We start from the raw sequence: 20,116 nt of genomic DNA, 5'->3' as shown, positions 1-20,116 counted from the left end.
TACATTGTATACTTTATGTTAACTCTAAATACTATGAATCACGTCATTAAAGAATTATTTTAAGCTTATTTGAATAATCAATTGCATGAGGATAAAAACATTTAAAGTCACTTTCAAGACCTTCGTAATTATTAATTAACTCCTCTATAGGATTTACTAATGGGTGCCTTGTGTTGACAAATCTTGTAGCAATCCTATCAACTGCTGTTTGAATGCCATGTATATCTCTGTAAGAAATGAGCCAGTTTTCTTCTATAATATAATTCATCCTTCTTAATAACTTATCTGGCAGACAGTAAGAAAACTTTCTAAGTATCTTATAAAAATTATCAGCATACTCTTCTAATGATATTGAGGAATAATCCTTCCAATTTTTAGCTAAGAAATGATCATAAAATATATCAATCAATACACCTGCCAAGCGTCTATTACTTTTTGAAATTCTTTTTCTACTCCTTAGGAAGTCTGGATGTGAATCCGTAAAGGTATCAAGCTTTTTATGCATAATAATCCCTTTTCTTATTGATTGTTCAAATTCATTTTCCAAAGACTTATTTACAAAGTCCCCTAAGAAATTTCCTAACATATTTTCTTCGCTATTATCTGCGAGATATATGTGTGCTAAATAATTCATTTTTTCTCCTTTCAAATTCCTACAAATAATATTCTAAATTTATAATTTCTATAACTTATTGTTTTTCATTCTTTACCAAGATAATATCACTGATATGATCTTTGGTCATTTAAAAGTATCATATTTTTCTCTATTAATTATAAGTTCTTCTTCATATAACACTTCTTATGGTTTTCTGAACAATTATCTAATATATAAGCATGTTATTGATAATAGAAATTACAAGTGTTAAAATTTAATAGAAACAAATTTAAATAAAGTTCTAATAGATGTAACTATTATAGTATATTATTGAGCATTTATTCTAAATTATATTAAGGAGTGACGTTAATGGAGAAGATAGCAAGTTTTACAATTAATCACCTAGAATTACTTCCTGGTGTATATGTCTCAAGACAAGATAAGTTTGGTGATACAGTTCTTACGACTTTTGATATTAGAATGACTAGACCAAACTTTGAGCCAACTATGAATACAGCAGAAATGCATGCAATTGAGCACTTAGCTGCTACATTCTTAAGAAATCATAAAGATTATGCAGATAAAACAGTTTATTTTGGACCAATGGGATGTAGGACAGGCTTTTATTTGATTTTACATGGTGATTATAAATCTAAAGATATAGTTCCTCTACTTACAGAACTATATAAATTTATGGCTGAATTTGAAGGAGATATTCCTGGTGCTTCTGCTAAAGATTGTGGAAACTATTTAGATATGAATTTACCAATGGCAAAATATTTGGCAAATAAATTTCTTAACGATATCTTATTAAATATAACCGAGAAAAATTTAGTTTATCCTAATTAATGAAATTATGATAAACTTATATGATATAAAAAATAGGATGCTTTTATGGGCATCCTATTTTTTCTTTACTTAGAAATATATACTTCTAGAATCTCTTAACCGATATTTATCTAATAGATATTTCTCAGTTATATAATTCAGAACATTTTATTGGGTATATGCATGTATTACATTTTAGAAATTGCAAAACTATATTCTAAATCCTTACTTGAATCGATGCAGAATTCAGGTAATACTGGTGCTCCCCAGCTATCATCTCCTCCAACACCCATTTGTTTACCTATTATATTCACATGAGTAAAATTAACATATGGTAATTCTTCTATATGAAGTGCGTTTTCTAATTCCATGTTGCTGTATGGTAAAACACTAAATTCAAATGGAGCTTTATCGTAAGTAAATTTAAGACCCTCATTCTTATGATTTTTAACTACTAACCATCTAGTTCCTGTCCTGTTACCACATTCTTGTGGTACTAAATACCTTGATAGATTTTCTATTGGTGTACTTTCATATATTCCAAGTTTTGCCCCTTCACATCTGTCTATATAGTTTTCTTCCGGCCCCATTCCATACCAGCTAAATGAATTAAACTCAGCTAATAATTTAAAATTCATTCCTAGTACAGGCAGTTCAGGTAATCCGCTAGCTCCTTTATACTTAACATTTACTTTAATTATTCCTTCTCCAGATGCTTCATAAGTTATATTAACATTAGTAGATGGCACTGTTGGCAATTGATAAGTATAATCTAATGTAATCTTCTCATCTAATTCCTCAACTGAAAAATCCACATACTTCTGCCCCATAGTAGCAGCCAGCCATTGACTGCATCTAAATTCATATCCATTCCCTCTATCATTATCTGTTGTTGCTCTCCAATAGAAAGTTTTTGGCGTTCTCGTTATAAACTCCTTATTATTATATCTCAAGGATACAATTCCTCCTTCTTGTTTAGAGAATATAACCTTGAAATCTTTTCCGTGAACTCCTATATTTACATCTCCATGAATGATTTTCATTTTAGACCCTGAATTATGATTATTCATATCTGATTTTTCTTTAATAACCTTTTGTCCAAATGCTACTTCATATCCTTTTTCTGCCCAAAGTGTAGCTTGTGATAATCTTAAGGAAGTTGTAAGTACAATTTCTTCAAGAAAATTATACTTTCCTATTGGAAGTTCTATATATTTTTCTTCGCCTGGAGCTACAGATACATTTATATAACCATCTTTTATTAGTTTTCCATCTCTTTCAGCGATATAGTATAAATCATATTTATCAGTATTAACAAAAAGATTTTGATTCTTAATAGTCACCCCTTTTGCATCTAGTTCTAATTTTACGTTTTGATATAAATACTTAACTTCCTGCGCTTTAGGCGATATAGTTCTATCTGCATAAATCAACCCATTCCCAGAGAAATTATAATCTGTTGGACGATCTGTAAAATCTCCTCCATAAGCTAGAACTTCCTTTCCATCTGGAAGTTTTCTATACAACGCTTGATCGCCGTAATCCCAAATGAATCCACCTTGATACATCAAATATTTATCTTCAAGCTCTGTATATTTCATCAATCCACCAGTAGAATTACCCATAGAATGCATATATTCACAGTTAATAAACGGTTTCTTTGGATCATTCTTTAAATATTCTTCTATGTCAACTGCTTTTGCATACATTCTACTTTCCATATCGCTTGTTTTTTCATATTCTCTGTTCCATGTTACACCTTCATAATGAACTAAACGAGATGGATCTTTCTTTCTAAAGTATTCCGACATTTGATAAATATCTTCACCTGCATAAGATTCATTACCACATGACCAAATAAGGACGGATGGATGATTTTTATCTCTTTCAACCATTGATGATGCACGATCTAAAACTGTTGCCTGCCATTCTGGAAGGCTTCCTGGCACATTCCATGATGGTTCAATCTGCCCCATTTTTTGCCATGAACCATGGCTTTCTAAATTTGTTTCATCTATTAAATATATTCCGTATTCATCGCAAAGCCTGTACCATAAGCTTTGATTTGGATAATGTGATGTTCTAACAGCATTAATATTGTGTTGTTTCAAGAACTTAATATCCCACAACATGTCCTCTTTCGTAATTGAGCGTCCACGTCTTGCACTAAATTCGTGACGGTTTACGCCTTTAAAGATAATTCTCTTTCCATTTAGACACATAATTTTACCCTTCATTTCAAAGTGCCTAAAACCTATCTTTTGAGTTACAACCTCAACTAAAGTACCATTTTTTTTCTTTACTAAAATATAAAGTGTGTATAAGTTAGGCTCTTCTGCACTCCATAAGCTTATATTTTGCGCATCTAAATATAAAGTCAACTCATCAGAAAACGGAACTTTTTCAGATATAGCTATTTTATTTCCTTTTTTATCTTCTAAATATGTTTCAACTGTTGTTTCTGAATTTCCAATCATTTCAAGTTCAGCATTTAACTTCGCATTTTTGAAATCATCATATAAATCTGTTTTTATAAATATATCATTTACATGAGTTTCTGGAACTGCATATAAGTATACATCTCTAAAGATGCCTGAAAATCTCCAAAAATCTTGATCTTCTATCCAACTTGCGCTACTCCTTTTATAAACTTCAACTGCAAGTTTATTTTCTCCCTCTCTTAAATAGTCAGTAATATCAAATTCTGATGGTGTAAATGTATCTTCGCTATATCCTACAAATTCTCCATTTACCCATACATAAAATGCTGTTTCAACACCTTGAAAGGAAATAAAAGTCTGCTTATTTTTAAGTTCATCTTTAACTTCAAAAAATGTTACATAGCTTCCTACCGGATTATATGTTTTTGAAATATGAGGTGGTCTTAATTCATCATGACCTTCCCAAGGATACATAGTATTGATATATTGACATTTATCATATCCTTGAATCTGAATATGACCTGGAACTTCAATATAATCAAATCCACTTACGTCAAAATTATCCTTATAAAACTCTTTAATTCTTAATGATGGATTTTCACTATATGAAAATCTCCATTTTCCATTTAAATTTTGCTTAAGAGGCATGGCGTCTTCTAATTTAACATCCTCAACTTTTTCATAAAACCAATGATTGGAATGAGCATCTATTCTATTAACTCTAAATATTTCTGGATTTTCTAGCCAATCTAATGACGGCTTATTATTAATCATACTCTTACCTCACTTTCACCTTGTAGAGTTATTGCTTTTTTAAATTAAAGTCGTTAATCCTATTAACTAAATGTAACTCTTTTATAAAGTCACATTTAATTAATACTTAAACATATGTAAGAATAAAAAAAATTATGGGCTAATATTAATAGGACACCTTACTTCGTAACCAATTACATTACCTCTTTAATTTATCCTATCTTCTGAAGTTAGATTTATGCTATTAACTAAATTTATAGTTTCATTTTATTATCTTTTTAGTAAAAAATCAATTATATTTTACTAAACTTTACTAAAATAATTTATCACTTAATTGAAAACCTTTAATTTATAAGATATAATCAGTATTAAACAATATTTATCTATCTTGTGGTAATTTTAGAATAGAGGTGCTAACTATTGAACGAATATAGTAAAATTTTAGTTGTTGATGATGAGTTTATTATGCGACAAGGCATAACTCATATGATTGATTGGGAAAAAGAAGGCTTTCAAATTATAGGACAGGCTTCTAATGGTGAAGAAGCTCTCGAAATGATAAAAAAGGATACTCCTGACATTATAATTTCTGATGTTGTAATGCCCCAAATAAATGGGATTGAATTAGCTAAATTTGTACAGGGCAAATACCCTAAGATAAGAATTATCATCTTAAGTAGTTATAGCGATTTTGAATATGTTAAATCATCTTTTCAAAATGGTGCTGTTGATTATATTTTAAAACCTTCTCTAAATCCTTCTGAGTTATTAAGTACTCTAAAAAAGATTTCAATTAAAATGAAAAGAAATACTTTAGAAGGAGACTCTTTAAGTCTCAGTAATAGCGCCTTAAATCGCCTTATATCAGGTTTTGACAATGATCCTGACTTTAATTATTTTGATACAATATTTACTTTTCAATCATTTTGCTTATTTGGTTTAAACGCAAAGAAAATATATGATAATTATAGCAAACGCCATGAAATTATTGATTTTACAATTTCAGAAATCGGCAAGGAATTTTCTTTAGAAGGATCAAATGCCAATTATAATATACAAGTCGCTAATATTGAAAACGAAATCATAGCTGTAATTCTAAATTTTGATGATAAAAATTATAATGCTCTATTTAGTAAGCTAGAAACTATTTCAGAAATAGTTTCAAATAGTTTTAAAGAAGCATTTTTTGTATTAAGCAACTTCTTCTATTCTAATAGAAATATTAAAGATATATACGAAAAGGAATTCTTAGTATTAACTCAACAATATTTTTACAACAAAAATGTTTCTTTAATGTGTTCTTCCAACTTCAAAAGCTCATCGCCAATAGAAAAATTTAATTTTAAGCGTTTTTCAGAATCAATTTCTATAATGCAATTTCAGAATGCATTCAAAATGCTAACAATATACGTTACAAATGCTATTGATCAAAGATCTCTTACAGAATTTGAATTAAAAGCATTAATTCAAAATTCTTTTTATAATGTAATTACTTCTTTGGAATATTTAAATTTCGATTTATATAAGTTAAATTCCTTAAAGCAAGAGTGCTTTCATGACATAGATAACACTAAATATTCAGAAGACTTACTTGTGGCCTATAACTCTCTCTTAAATCGCTTTAAACAAATAATAGACACATATGAAAATAAAATAAATTCACATATAATCAATAAAATTATTCAATACATTCATGACCATTACGACGAACAACTCACTTTAACTAATGTATCTAAGCTATTTAATTTTAATTATTCATACTTGTCAGCCTACTTTAGTTCTCATAATGAAGAGGGGTTTAATGAATTTCTTAATAAAATTAGAATACAAAAAGCTTGTGATTTTTTAAAACAGGACATTCCTATATCAGATATAAGTGGAATGGTTGGCTACTCAGATCAAAGTTACTTTTGTAAGGTTTTCAAGAAATTCACCGGAATCACTCCTAGCACTTTTAGAAAAAAAAGATATTAATATTATTAACAAACGAAAGGACTTTTCATTATGATAAAATTATCAAAATCAATACATTCTACGAGCCTGTTTTTTAGAGTTGCTTCAGTTGTTCTTATAAGCGTTATTTTAGTATCTATTTCAATAGGAATTATTACGATTAAAATTTCAAAAGATACACTTGCTGATACTTTCAGCAAATCAAATTATAAAGTTTTAACGCAAATAAGCAATGAACTCAATACATTTAATGATAATACTATTAATATTATGAATGCGATTGATTATATCCCAGATTTTCAGCGATATTTATCAGAAAAGGATCTTACACCGCAACAGAATTATCGAACTTTATATAATATGTTTACAGGCTTCCATAAAATGATCCCTGATAAAGATCTTTATGATATTACTGTACTAGCTGTTGGGATTAATGGTAATACTTATGCAGCAAGTAATTATGACCGCCTTATTATAGATACTAATGAAGTTTTAAATAGCAGCTTTACTAAAAAAGCATTAGATAATAAAAATACTGTTTTATATCAATATTTAGATCATGGCTTTACAAAGCTCACAAAAAATTCTAGCACCATTGTGGCCATAAAAGTTTTGTGTGATAAACTTACAAGAGAGCCCTATGGATTTGTATATGTACTTATTAGCGAGCATACATTTCATAAATATTATGATTATTTTGTGGGTAATGGAAATAGTATTTCTATTATATCAAGTGATGGTACTATTGTTTCTTCTAGCCTTTCCTCAAAAATAGGGACGAAGAATTTAGATTTATATAATATATCAAATGTTATTTTAAATAATAACCTAAAGTACGTTAACACTAAATTAGGCTCTTCTGATGTAGCAATATTATCAAAGCATTTATCAACTTACAATTTCAATATAGTTGGCACAATTGATAAAAATATAGTATTAAGTGAAATATATGATTCTTCTGAAATTATAGCAGTAAGTATATTAATTGCATCAATATTTATTGCAATTACTTTCTTTGTAATACGAAGAACCACAAAACCAATTTCAGCTCTTGTTAAAGTTATGCCTAAGATAATTCACGGTGATTTCAACAATCATATTCCTGTTGTCGGAAGCTATGAAGTTCGTGAACTATCAGCTAACTTTAATTATATGTTAGATGGTTTAAATAATTATGTTCATGCTCAGATAAAAATGCAAAAAGAGAAGAGAAAAGCTGAACTACATGCTTTGCAAATGCAAATTAATCCACACTTTATTTACAATACTTTAGCTTCAATCAAGTGGCTTATGTGGCAAGGCAGTACAGAAAAGTCAATACAAACTATAGATGCATTTATATCGCTTCTTAGAAATACTATTAGTAATAAAAATGAAATGATAACAATACAAGAAGAAATAGAAAATTTAAATAACTATGTTTTAATTAATCACATACGCTACGGAGATAATATTAATGTAAATTTTTTTGTAATGCCAAATCGCGAAAACTATATAATTCCAAAATTAATTTTGCAACCTTTCATTGAAAATGCATTTTTTCATGGCTTTAATGAACGGAATAATGGATCTATACATGTGTTTGTAAATGAACAAAATCAAAATCTAATTTGTGAAATCATAGATAATGGCGTAGGCATGACAGCTGAAGAAGTCAAAAAAATTCTTAATGATTCCTCTAAAAAGCATGAACATTTCACAAGTATTGGTATTCAAAATGTTAATGATAGAATTAAACTTCTATATGGAGATGACTATGGTATTTCAATCAGCAGTGAACTAGGTAAAGGAACTACTGTAAGAGTAACAATACCTGCTCAAAAGGAATTTATAGAGAATTAACTATGTGGGAAAAATCTGTATATCAGAAATGATAGCTATGCACTTATAAAAAGAGTATCTATGCTACAATAGTGAACTATTATGAATATAAGAACATTTTTTGCAAGCAAATATATTTTCTTCTTAATTCTCTTTATGATCCATAACTTTCTGAATCAGTCTTTTCCATAACTTATATCCTCAATGGGCACAACATCCACAGATTTAACTTGAATATAACTTACTTAAGAATAAAAATTTAAAAACTATAATATGTTGTATATAAGTTCTAAATGATATAATTCACTCCTTATAGTATTATTTGTTTTGAATCACCTAATAGTTTAAGGTAATCTCTGATGAATTAAAATTTCTAGAATATATATTAAGTTTCAAATGCAGCATATTATAGTTTTCTATAAATAAAACATATTTTATAATTATTAACTTTTCTTCTTTAATTCATTATAGAAAAATTGACTCATAGGAACTTCTACTTGACATTTTAAAGCTAATTCAATTAACTTTCCAGAAAAGACCTCTAATTCATTTTGTCTTCCTGCTTCAATATCTCTTTTTAATGAACTTGTTGATTCTCCAGCTTGGTTATGCATTAAGTGATAAAAGTGCTCTTCTTCTAAATCATCAGAAATATTAATTTTTAATTTACGAGCTACGGCACAAGATTCCTTTAGTAATATTTTAGTTTGCTTGACTGCTTCATCATTTTTTATAATTTCTGCTGTTGTTGCGTTATAATAAGCAGTTATTACGTTATATGCACAATTTAATATATATTTTCTCCAAATTGCAGCTTCTATATCTTTTTCTATTTTACAAATAATTTCAGCTTCTTGTAATATTTTTTGAATTCTAATTAATACATTCTCTACTTCATCATTGTTTTCCAAGCCATACCCTATATGTATCTTACAATAAGAACTTGCATGATGTATTGAAAAATCTTTTTCTGCCCCAGAAACTACATATATTAAACTATCGACAACTTGGCCATCATTTATAAATTTTCTTACTTTTTCAGATACTCCAACTCCATTCATTAATGGAATTATTACAGTATTTTCATTAATCATTGGTTTTATTTGTTTACATACTTCTTCTAAAGAAAAATTTTTAACACATATAAAAATATAATCCATTATTCCAATTTCATCAGCGCTATCGCTTGCTAATTTAGGATGTACGTTTAATTCTCCATGAAGATTACTGTATAATTTCAAACCATTATTTTTTATTGATTCTAATCTTTTTCCTCTTGCTAAAAAATAAACATTAGAAAAATGCTTTGCAAGCATACAGCCAATATATCCTCCAACTCCACCTAACCCTACAACACAAATTTTACTATTATCCATAAATAACTTATCCTTTCACCTTTTATTATTTATTCAAAATACTTTATCTAATTTATACCTATTTAGTTTATTTATAGTATATCATTAAATTAATACATTGTTAATTTTCATTCTTTCTCCTCACTTATAAATAAGATAAAATCACTACAAACCTTTAATTTATAGTGATTTTATCTTAATTGGGGGTAATATATTAATTTTTTAACATATATATCGAAATTTAATTTCTACATTCTATCCTTAACTAAACACTTGTCTTACTAGAATTTTAAATGTGAATTTATTATTGCAACATATATACATAAAGAATTTTTCTCATTCTAATAATTAATTACAATTAATTTGCTTTAGTATTTTTAGACCATACTTACCTAATATGATCTTTCCACTGATTTCTTCTCCAGAAAGCATATCAAAATATATTTCTTCTCCTAAATCCACCTTTTTTTCTTCTTCAGTGAAATTCATAATGAAAGTATACTTATTATTTTTATTGGAACGCATTTGAGCTGTAACACCTTGTGGCAATTTTCCCTCTATAACACTCTTAATATTTAAATCCTTAAAAAGCTTTGAATAAAAATCATTGTTAAAATCTGCTCCCGTTCTTGCTGAAATATAATATGCTCTTCCATCTCCATAGTTATTAACTGTTAACGCAGGCATATCCGCATAAAAATCTTCTTTATATACTCCAAGAACTTCTGCAGTTTCTACATGGATTAAGTCACAGTAATCTTTTACTTCATATTGGCTCTTTAATTCTTTAATTTTATCATTTTTAAATTCTATATAATTCACTTCATTATCATATAGTGAATCTATTTCTTCTGACCAAATTCCAGTTACTTCTCGAAGTGGTCCTGGAAATCCTCCTAAGAAGCAAAGATCATTTTCATCCACCATTCCGCTAAAATAAGTAGTTACAAAAGTTCCGCCTGTCTTTACAAATTCATTAATTCTTTCTGCAACATTTGGTCTTATCATATATAGCATTGGTGCTATTACAAGTTTATAATCTGATATATCACAATCCATATTAATAATATCTACTGAAATTCCATTTTCCCAAAATACTTTATAAGCTGCTTGACAGCTTTCTTCATAGCCCTTTCTATATTTTTTTAATCCCTGTGCATCATCGATAGCCCATAAGTTTTCAACATCAAATATTATGGCCACTTCTGATTCTTTAATTGACCCTTGGATTTCTTTAATCTTTTTTAAGACTTCTCCAACTTCTGTAACTTCTCTAAATACTCTTGTATTCTCATGGCCACAGTGACCTACAACAGCACCATGGAATTTTTCCGAAGCTCCTCTTCCTTTTCTCCATTGGAAATACAGAACAGAATCTGCTCCATGAGCCACACCTTGCATTGATGATAATAAATGCATTCCAGGGCGCTTTAATTTATTAGTATCATGCCAATTTACTAGACTCGGAGTACTTTCCATTATTAAAAACGGATGTCCACCTTTTAACGACCTATATATATCATGCACAAAACTAACATTAGCTGCAAGATCTTCAGTACTTTCAAAATCGTTATGCCATGCAGGATAGTTATCCCATGTAACTACATCCACTTCTTTTGCAAACTTCCAATAATCTAAACCTGTGAACAAGCCCATACGTGGATAATTACCCATGAAATTAGCTGTTACAGGTATGTTAGGTGTTATTTCTCTTATGGGGGCAATTTCATTTTTATAAAAATCTATTGTCTGATCTGTAACGAACCGCTTCCAATCTAAATTATGTCCATGAACAAACATCTCACCCTTTTCAGACGGACTTTCGATTTGTGACCAACTGTTAAATCTATGACTCCAGAAACCAGTCCACCAAGCCTCATTTAATTTATCTAAATTATTATCGTACTTTCTTTTAAGCCATTCTCTAAAAGCATCTTGGCAGAGATCACAGTGACATTCTCCTCCATATTCGTTAGAAACATGCCACATAATAAGCGCTGGATGATCTTTATATCTCTCAGCAAGAATTTTATTTATTTCATATGTTCTTTTTCTATAAACAGGTGAAGTAAAGCAATGATTGTGTCTCTGACCATGAAGATTTTTACTTCTATCGCTATTTACTCTTAAGACCTCTGGATATTTTTCTGACATCCATGCAGGTCTTGCACCACTTGGCGTCGATAAAATTACATGAATATTGTTTTCTTCCATATCATTCATAATTTTATCTAACCAATCAAATGTATATTTCCCTTCTTCCGGCTCTATTGAACTCCAGCCAAATATGTTTATTGATACACAATTGCAATTTGCAAGTTTCATAAGCCTCACATCTTCTTTTAATACTTCGGGATAATTTAGCCATTGATCTGGATTATAGTCACCACCATGCAAAAATCCATTTATTTTACTACTAAGTACAGGAAATTCCTTCTTCACAAGCTACCCTCCAATATTTTATAAAACTCTTATTTTTTCAGATTCTAATTATTTAATGAATTATATTATTTAAAATTTATATATACTTATATCTTTAGTTCTATTAAATTTTATTTTATTGAACCAGTCATTCCTGCAACAAAGTGTTTTTGCATAACAAAGAATACAAATGCAGTTGGTAAAGTCGTAATTACTATAGCCATCATTATTAATCCATAATCTGGGGAGTAACTTGACGCTAACTTTGAAATTATAAGTAAAACAGTTTTCTTTTCTGGTGATTGCAATGCAATCAATGGCCATAAATAAGCATTCCATGCACTCATAAATGTTATAATCGCTGCTGCTGCATAGGTTGTTCTCATAGTTGGGAAAAATATCTTAAAGAAAATTCCAGCTTCGCCCAAACCATCAATTCTTGCTGCTTCTAAAATTTCTTTAGGAAATGATTTAGCATTTTGTCTAAAGAAGAAAATTAAAAATGCAGTACAAACACTAGGCAAAACTACAGCCCATAATGTATTCACCCCAAGAAAGCCCAATGGTGAACTTTTTAAATTTGAGAAAAATTTGAATAATGGAATCATCAAAGCTGAAAATGGAACCATCATAGACAAAAGTAAAATGTTAAATAGTCTATCTCTAGCTTTTGTTCTAAATATTTCAAATCCATATCCTGCTATTGATGAAACAAGGAGTGCAAGAATTGTAGTTATAATCGCAATTTCTGCTGAATTAACTAATGAAGAAGCAAATCCCAATTCTGGCTTAAAAAGATTATTTAAATTTTCCATAAAGCTATGCCCAGGAATTAGTTTTCCTCTTGTTACATCAACAGATTTATTTGTTGCACTAATAACCATCCAAAAAAACGGAAATATAGAAACAAAAGATGCTATACTCAAAAATATATATTTAAATACTCTATTCATTTTACTTGTCATTCTTATCTCCTCCTATTTTGAATTGGATTATAGCTAACACTACCACTATAATAACAACAAGATAAGCTACCGCTGTTGCATATCCAAAGTCTGGTGTATATGTGAAACATAAGTCATATATATATTTAGAAATGGTAGTTGTTGCATTGGCAGGACCACCTTTTGTGATATTCATAGGTTCATCAAATAACTGTAATGTACCAATTGTTGAAGTAATTGTTGTAAATAATATTATAGGTTTTAATAGTGGCACTGTTATAGATATGAATTTTTTAAATGGAGATGCTCCATCAATTTCTGCTGCTTCATAAATCGAATGATCAATATTTTGTAAGCCTGACAAATAAAATATCATATTATAACCTGTCCATCTCCATGTTATGGCTATAATAATCAATATCTTAGCCCAAAATGGATCTGTAATCCATTCAATTGGTACTGAAATTAAATGTATATTGATAAGCAATTTATTTACTAAACCATCTGATGCAAATATGCTCTTTATAATAACTGAATATCCAACTAAAGATGCTACACAAGGTAAGAAAATTGCTGTTCTAAAAAAGCCACTAAATTTTAATTTTTTATCATTGAGAACTGAAGAAATAATAAGTGCTAAAATAATCATTATTGGAACTTGGACTATTAAAAATATAAATGTATTTCCAACTGCTTTAATCAAAGTTGCATCTGAAAACATTCTCACATAGTTACTAAAACCACTAAATTTTAAATTATTACCTTTACCTGATTGTAGTGACATTATCAAAGATTGTATCATTGGAAAAAACACAAATAGTCCTATTAAAAATGTACCTAATGCTACATAAATCCATCCCCAAAAGTTTTCTTTGCTGTTAATACCAGATCCAATTTTGCGTTTCATTTTTTCAACTCCTTTAGGATTTATAAAAGGCCATTTGCTAAACATATATTTAAACTTTTAACAAATAGCCTTTACAAATTCATATTTTTCAAATTACGGTTATTTTATCTGTGTTATTTGCTTACAGCTGCTTCTGCTTGAGCTTGAGTTTTCTGAAGAGTTTCGTCTATATCGGCTCCATTAACAATAGCCTGCATCCCTTCTGACATAACACTTTCCAATTGATATGTGTAAAGACCATAGTTTACAGATGGAACCTTTTCAGCCCAAGCTGATAAATCTTTAAATACTTGTTGATCTCCATAAAATTTTATTGGCTTACTATAATTTTCACTTGTACTTGCTGATTTTAATGTACTTACTAAACCAATTGCTGGAACTAAATCATTCATTAAAGCATCATCTGATGCAAAAGTATTTGCTAAAAAGTCAGCAGCTAAATCTGAATTTCCAACCTTATCTAGAACATACCAGCTACTACCACCAAGGTTAGATGCATTAACTGATTTTGGATTTGAAGCCATTCTTGGAATAGCTGCTACTGCCCATTTTCCACTCTGGTCTTCAGAAGCTTGTATTGAAGATGAAACCCAACATCCACTTGGCACAGTAGCAACGTCACCTTTTTGGAATGCTGCTATAAATGCATCCCATCCTGATACTTGCTTTGTAATTCCTGCATCAACCATTTGCTTGTATATATTAATTGCATCTTTTAAAGCTTGATTACCAGCAATATTTACTGTTTTTCCATCATCTTTAACATACCATGAACCAGCTGATTGCATCATAGCTCTTAGTTGATTTAAATCACTTGGATCTATAGTTATCATAGCTTTTCCAGTTTTAGCTTTAACAGCTTTACCAATTTCTATATATTTTTCCCAAGTAAGGTTTTGCATATCTTCTTTCTTATATCCAGCTTGTTCAATTAAATCTGTTCTATAAAATAACGCTGTTACGCCACTATCAAATGGTACCCCGTAAGTCTTATCACCTTGCTGCATAGATTTTAATTTATAATCCATAAATTTACTTTTATCTATTTTTCCACTTAAATCTTTAATCTCGCCTGGATAAGATTGCAAATAATTTTGAATTTTATAGTCTTCAATTAACACAACATTAGGAAGCCCATCATATGTTCCAGATGAAAGACCTGTATTTAATTTTTGCACTACATCATCTTGTGCCATACTTACTACGTTAATAGTTACATCCGGGTGATCCTTTAGATATTTTTCTTTAGCCATATTAGCTGCTTTTATATTGAATGTATCATCCCAAGCCCAGATAGTAATTGTTTTATCATCTTTTCCTTTGCTTGATGATGAAGCATTGCTACCACCTGATGATGAACCACATGCTATTAAACTAAAAGCCATCATGCCAGTTACAACTGCAGCCATAATCTTTTTAAGTTTCATAAATTATTCCCCCTTGAAATTAAAGTTTATACATAAATAATTTTCTAATTTATATTAGTTATGTATTTGTTTACATTATAGCATTCTCAATATAGTAAACGTTATTGCATTATTGGTATCAATTTGTAATAATTTTATAATATTAATATTGGGATTTGTACTTTTTTTGGTTATTAGCATTTTTTTATTAGTTTGATGTAAATATTAAACTCGTCTTTTTCAATAAAAGAATTTAATCTTCACGTTAGATTTAATGGTGATAAAAATCTAACATGCTTTTTGTATTTTTTCTTTATCTAATTCTTCAAAAGTTTAAATATATATGTTGCAATTCACAATGCACATTTCATAATTCACAATTACGGCTAAAATTCTTGCAATATTTTTAGAATTATGATGAAGAATTGTTTTTGCATATATATTCATTTAGAGCAAAAAAATAGTAACCCTTTTCCACAAAAGGCTACTGCTTATTTTCTATATTCTCTTACAACTCTCTCTAATTTTAAATTCAGTTGGTATTATTACTTTTTTATTATATTCCCTAATTCCATTCAAATTTTCAAGCAGCAAGTCAACAGCTGCTTTTCCTAAATACTCACTTGGTATTCTTATTGTAGTTAGAGCTGGTATCATATACTTTGCACTAGGCTGATCATTAAATCCAATTATGCTTATATCCTCTGGTATTGATAATCCTTCCTCTGAAATTGCTTTGTAAGCCCCGACTGCCATTGTATCATTTCCAATAAAAAAAGCTGTTATGTTATTTTTAGATTTTAATGCTTCCTTCATAAGATTATATCCAGCTTTAAAAGTGAATCTCTCCGTCTCATATATGTATTTATTATTATAGATATTCTTACTTTCCATAAATTCTTTATATTTCATATCCCTTTTATCCAAATATATATCTCTATAATCTATGCATTCTAATTTATTCCCACCAATGAAACCAATCTTTCTATGGCCTAAACTATACAAATAATCTAAGATTTCATAAGTTGCTTTTCCTAAATCCGCCATTACTGAATCAAATTTATTTTCATCAGGTGAAAAATCTACAAATACTATATTATCATTGGCACTTGCTAATTTATCTATGATACTTGAAGAGAACTTTCCAATAGCAATTATTCCACTAACATTCTTAACATCCTCAATACTGCTATCCTCACTTAGCTTCACCAAATTAAAATTATTTTCATTACATTTTTTTTCAGCAGCTAACCTTATTGATAAGTAATATGGATCTCCTAATTCTTCCTCATAGTTATACCAATAAATAATTCCTATATCCTTACTTTTCTTATTCTTAGCTTTTTTTGTTTTTGCTGAAACATAATCAAGTTCATCTGCTATTTTTAATATTTTTTCCCTTGTTGCATCACTTACATTTAATGTTTCATCAAAATTTAAAACTCTAGAAACTGTTGCTATAGAAACTTCTGCTATAGAAGCTATTTCCTTTATAGTGGCCAACTTAACTTCCTCCTTTAGCTCGCATAGTCCAAAAAAATTAAACACGAGATTTTGCTGAAAACAAATCTAATTTAAGTGTATCTCACAAGCAAAATATAGTCAAACTGTTGTGATACTTTTCTTATATAGATGGCATTATGCGTCAATTCACCGAAAGTAGAGACATTGTTATTTCGCAGGACTATGAAAATTTCGCTGAAAGTGCTAAATTGCGGGTTGCACAAATAATGCTTGCTCCCAATTTCATTGTGACAAGCATTATTTGAACAACCTCCAATTAAGAACTTTTAACATCTCATTTTTAAATGCCTGCTGCATAAAAATGTTTCCACTTTCTAGTTAATGATATATCATAGTATAAATCCAACTAATAATTGTTTTGTCTTTTTATATATCACGACTAATATGGAGCTTACCAAAATTATAAATATTTTATTCCGAAAAGCTATGAGAACTTCAGAAATAATTAAGAGAAAGAGGGTTCCACTTAAACTTATTCCATTTTAAATTGAATAAGCAAAGCGTTCCCCCTCTTCCCCTAAATAACTTGGACAGCTTACTTTATTTCCGCCACATAATTAATTTCACTTCTTATGTAAAAGCACTCATATAATATAAATCAAATATATATTTATGCTAGAAATGATATGCTCTCTTATAAGCATAAGTAGCCCTTAACCCTGATGTTTCCTATAAATATTTATATATGTACATATGAAAATATTTTTATACGTACATATATTTCTTTAAAAATATATAACTTTAATTCTATATAAATATATAGATATATTTATAGTCTTAATTTATTTTCATAGGATCATAGAATATATCTAAGCTATAGACTAGACTTATATATGAGTTTACTGATTCTCATCAACTTGTTTGAGGAACATGCCATGCAAAAATAGGTACAACTTTTACTTAGAGATTTCCATCGAAATTTTCTTAAGTCTATGGAACAAATATATATTCGATTCTACTGATGTCCACATAGGCTCACCTATCATTACGCCTATGGATAAACAACTTAGGAATTTGATTTATACTTTACAATAAACGCCATACTAGAAAGCAGAAACATTTTTATGCAACAGGCATTGAAAATGAGCTGCTAAAAGTTCTTAATTGTAGGGTGTTCAACTAATGCTTATCACAATGAAATTTGGAGCAAGCTTTAGTTGTGCAACCTGCAATTTAGCACTTTCAGTGAAATTTTCATAGTCCTGTGAAATAACAATGTTTCTGCTTTCGGTAGACTATTGCATAAGTCTAAGTCATATATTGTTTATCTATATATGCAAAAATATTTTATCCTATTGTATTAAGTAAATTGGCCATTTCTATTGCTGAAACTGCACTTTCATATCCTTTATTACCAGCTTTAGTTCCTGCTCTTTCAATTGCTTGTTCTATAGTATTTGTTGTAAGAACACCAAAAATTACTGGCTTTCCACTTTCAAGCGAAACACTCGCAACTCCTTTTGATACTTCTGAGCAAACATAGTCATAATGTGATGTAGATCCTTTTATTACTGCTCCTAAACATATTACCCCATCGTATTTAGGGCTCTTAGCCATTTTTTTAGCAATTAGTGGTATTTCAAAAGCACCTGGCACCCATGCAATATCGATATCTTCTTCTTTCACACCATGTCTCTTTAATCCGTCTATTGCGCCTTCTAAAAGTTTTCCTCCAATAAATTCATTAAATCTTCCTACTACTATCCCAAATTTTAATCCTTCTGAAACTAAATTTCCTTCAAATATATTCATTATTTTTTCCTCCAATATTTTATATTATTTATTTTATTTTTTATCAACTTCAATTAGATTTGCATGTAAACTAAATACTAATTGAACTTATAACCACAAATATTCCACCTAATTTATCTCATCTAATATTACTTTAAATGCAGTAACATGTTATTAGAATTTGATTATCAAATATTTAGCAAATGATTCATTCTTTCTTTTTTAGTCTTTAAATAAAATTCATCATTTTCATTCAAAGGCATTTGTATTGAAACTCTTTCTGAAACTTTTATATCATTTTTTTCTAATCCTTCTATTTTATCTGGGTTATTAGTAATTAATCTAACATTCTTTATCCCTAAAATCTTAAGCATGTCAGCACTTGTTTTGTAATCTCTCATGTCTTCTCTAAATCCTAGAGCTAAATTTGCATCTACTGTATCCAATCCCTCATCTTGAAGTGCATATGCTTTCAATTTATTTAAAAGGCCAATTCCTCTTCCTTCCTGTCTCATATACAGAAGTATTCCTGAGTCCTCTTTTGCTATCATTCTCATCGAAGCTTCATATTGTTCTCCACAATCGCATTTTCTAGATCCTAGAGCATCTCCAGTTAAACATTCAGAATGAACTCTAACAAGTATTGGTTCATCATTATTTTTAATATCTCCTTTGACTAAAGCCAAATGACATTTTGAGGAATCTTTTTCTTTAAATGCGAGTACTTTAAAATTCCCATACTTAGTTGGAAGATTAGCTTCCGTTTCCATAACAACACTTAAATGTTCTTCTTTTCTGTATTTAACTAGATCAGCTATAGTAACTATCTTTAAGTTATGCTCCTTAGCAAACTTTATCAAATCATCACGCCTTGCCATTGTTCCATCGTCTTTTACTATTTCACATATAACTGCCGCACCTTTAAATCCTGCAAGCTTTGCCAAATCTACCGATGCCTCTGTATGTCCAATCCTCTCAAATACTCCGCCATTCTTAGCTATCAAAGGAAATACATGGCCTGGTCGTCTAAAGTCATCTGCTTCACTTGCAGTTACAAGTTTGTTTATTGTATAAGCTCTTTCAAATGCTGATATGCCTGTTGTCGTATCCTTATGATCTATGGATACTGTAAAAGCAGTTTCATGGTTGTCCGTATTTTTTTCAACCATTGGATTTAATCCAAGTTTCACTGCAATTTCTTCTTCCACTGGCGTACAAACAAGTCCCCTCGCGTACTTAATCATAAAATTAATATTTTCTCCATTAGCCAGTTCTGCTGGAATTACTAAATCTCCTTCATTTTCTCTTCCCTCGTCATCTACAATTATTATCATTTTCCCTTCTTTAATATCCTTTAATGCCTCTTCTATACTATTAAACATAATGCTCAGCTCCTTAAATTTGTATTTTATATATACTTAAAATTCATTCTGATGA

The 20,116-nt window shown here is 29.4% G+C and carries 13 protein-coding genes; 3 read left to right on the top strand and 10 right to left on the bottom strand.

The annotated features are described in order from the left end of the window. Nucleotides 1-46: 46 nt before the first annotated feature. A complete protein-coding gene (locus F3K33_RS06640; RefSeq protein WP_039772220.1) occupies nucleotides 47-634 on the bottom strand; it encodes an acyl carrier protein phosphodiesterase in 588 nt (195 codons plus the stop codon). A 330-nt stretch (nucleotides 635-964) separates the two neighbouring features. On the opposite strand from F3K33_RS06640, the gene F3K33_RS06635 reads away from it, so the two are divergent. After that, nucleotides 965-1,444, top strand: coding sequence for an S-ribosylhomocysteine lyase (locus tag F3K33_RS06635; RefSeq protein ID WP_026889258.1), 480 nt, complete (start codon nucleotides 965-967; stop codon nucleotides 1,442-1,444). Nucleotides 1,445-1,611: 167 nt separating this feature from the next. Here F3K33_RS06635 and lacZ read toward each other — a convergent pair whose 3' ends face one another. Next, nucleotides 1,612-4,638, bottom strand: coding sequence for a beta-galactosidase, LacZ type (gene lacZ, locus F3K33_RS06630; protein ID WP_039772224.1), 3,027 nt, complete (start codon nucleotides 4,636-4,638; stop codon nucleotides 1,612-1,614). A gap of 399 nt (nucleotides 4,639-5,037) precedes the next feature. Here lacZ and F3K33_RS06625 point away from each other — a divergent pair, with 399 nt between their 5' ends. After that, a complete protein-coding gene (locus F3K33_RS06625; protein WP_039772226.1) occupies nucleotides 5,038-6,591 on the top strand; it encodes a response regulator transcription factor in 1,554 nt (517 codons plus the stop codon). Nucleotides 6,592-6,621: 30 nt separating this feature from the next. Next, nucleotides 6,622-8,412, top strand: a complete 1,791-nt coding sequence (locus F3K33_RS06620; RefSeq protein ID WP_039772228.1) for a cache domain-containing sensor histidine kinase — start codon at nucleotides 6,622-6,624, stop codon at nucleotides 8,410-8,412. Between the two features lie 422 nt (nucleotides 8,413-8,834). Here F3K33_RS06620 and F3K33_RS06615 read toward each other — a convergent pair whose 3' ends face one another. The 8 genes from F3K33_RS06615 to F3K33_RS06580 form a co-directional block, all read right to left on the bottom strand. Next, a complete protein-coding gene (locus tag F3K33_RS06615; RefSeq protein ID WP_011968569.1) occupies nucleotides 8,835-9,767 on the bottom strand; it encodes a ketopantoate reductase family protein in 933 nt (310 codons plus the stop codon). A 327-nt stretch (nucleotides 9,768-10,094) separates the two neighbouring features. Continuing rightward, entirely contained in the window at nucleotides 10,095-12,188 is a 2,094-nt protein-coding gene (locus tag F3K33_RS06610; protein WP_039772230.1) for a beta-galactosidase, read from the bottom strand. A 110-nt stretch (nucleotides 12,189-12,298) separates the two neighbouring features. Next, the gene (locus F3K33_RS06605; protein ID WP_023973300.1) at nucleotides 12,299-13,132 is read right to left on the bottom strand and encodes a carbohydrate ABC transporter permease; all 834 of its coding nucleotides are present in this window, start codon (nucleotides 13,130-13,132) and stop codon (nucleotides 12,299-12,301) included. After that, nucleotides 13,122-14,018 carry a carbohydrate ABC transporter permease gene (locus tag F3K33_RS06600; RefSeq protein WP_039772232.1) on the bottom strand — a complete coding sequence of 299 codons (897 nt, stop codon included), beginning with the start codon at nucleotides 14,016-14,018 and terminating at the stop codon, nucleotides 13,122-13,124. Before F3K33_RS06600 ends, F3K33_RS06605 begins: the two co-directional genes overlap by 11 nt. 113 nt (nucleotides 14,019-14,131) lie before the next feature. Continuing rightward, entirely contained in the window at nucleotides 14,132-15,445 is a 1,314-nt protein-coding gene (locus F3K33_RS06595; protein ID WP_023973302.1) for an ABC transporter substrate-binding protein, read from the bottom strand. A 477-nt stretch (nucleotides 15,446-15,922) separates the two neighbouring features. Beyond that, nucleotides 15,923-16,927, bottom strand: a complete 1,005-nt coding sequence (locus tag F3K33_RS06590) for a LacI family DNA-binding transcriptional regulator (protein ID WP_039772234.1) — start codon at nucleotides 16,925-16,927, stop codon at nucleotides 15,923-15,925. A gap of 1,308 nt (nucleotides 16,928-18,235) precedes the next feature. After that, a complete protein-coding gene (ribH, locus tag F3K33_RS06585; RefSeq protein ID WP_023973304.1) occupies nucleotides 18,236-18,700 on the bottom strand; it encodes a 6,7-dimethyl-8-ribityllumazine synthase in 465 nt (154 codons plus the stop codon). A gap of 167 nt (nucleotides 18,701-18,867) precedes the next feature. Further along, complete coding sequence (locus F3K33_RS06580) at nucleotides 18,868-20,061, bottom strand: bifunctional 3,4-dihydroxy-2-butanone-4-phosphate synthase/GTP cyclohydrolase II (RefSeq protein WP_077723640.1); 1,194 nt, start codon at nucleotides 20,059-20,061, stop codon at nucleotides 18,868-18,870. Nucleotides 20,062-20,116: the final 55 nt, after the last annotated feature.

It is taken from the genome of Clostridium beijerinckii, assembly GCF_008705175.1.
GTDB lineage: Bacteria > Bacillota > Clostridia > Clostridiales > Clostridiaceae > Clostridium > Clostridium beijerinckii.
The sequence above is the reverse complement of the archived record's forward strand: the minus strand, read 5'-3'. Positions and strand labels throughout refer to the sequence as shown.

Excerpts from the sequence above, each read along its gene's own strand:
- lacZ (WP_039772224.1), bottom strand. The coding sequence starts at position 4,638 with ATGATTAATAATAAGCCGTCATTAGATTGGCTAGAAAATCCAGAAATA.
- F3K33_RS06620 (WP_039772228.1), top strand. The coding sequence starts at position 6,622 with ATGATAAAATTATCAAAATCAATACATTCTACGAGCCTGTTTTTTAGA.
- F3K33_RS06605 (WP_023973300.1), bottom strand. The coding sequence starts at position 13,132 with ATGACAAGTAAAATGAATAGAGTATTTAAATATATATTTTTGAGTATA.
- F3K33_RS06580 (WP_077723640.1), bottom strand. The coding sequence starts at position 20,061 with ATGTTTAATAGTATAGAAGAGGCATTAAAGGATATTAAAGAAGGGAAA.
- ribH (WP_023973304.1), bottom strand. The coding sequence starts at position 18,700 with ATGAATATATTTGAAGGAAATTTAGTTTCAGAAGGATTAAAATTTGGG.
- F3K33_RS06635 (WP_026889258.1), top strand. The coding sequence starts at position 965 with ATGGAGAAGATAGCAAGTTTTACAATTAATCACCTAGAATTACTTCCT.
- F3K33_RS06615 (WP_011968569.1), bottom strand. The coding sequence starts at position 9,767 with ATGGATAATAGTAAAATTTGTGTTGTAGGGTTAGGTGGAGTTGGAGGA.
- F3K33_RS06595 (WP_023973302.1), bottom strand. The coding sequence starts at position 15,445 with ATGAAACTTAAAAAGATTATGGCTGCAGTTGTAACTGGCATGATGGCT.
- F3K33_RS06600 (WP_039772232.1), bottom strand. The coding sequence starts at position 14,018 with ATGAAACGCAAAATTGGATCTGGTATTAACAGCAAAGAAAACTTTTGG.
- F3K33_RS06640 (WP_039772220.1), bottom strand. The coding sequence starts at position 634 with ATGAATTATTTAGCACACATATATCTCGCAGATAATAGCGAAGAAAAT.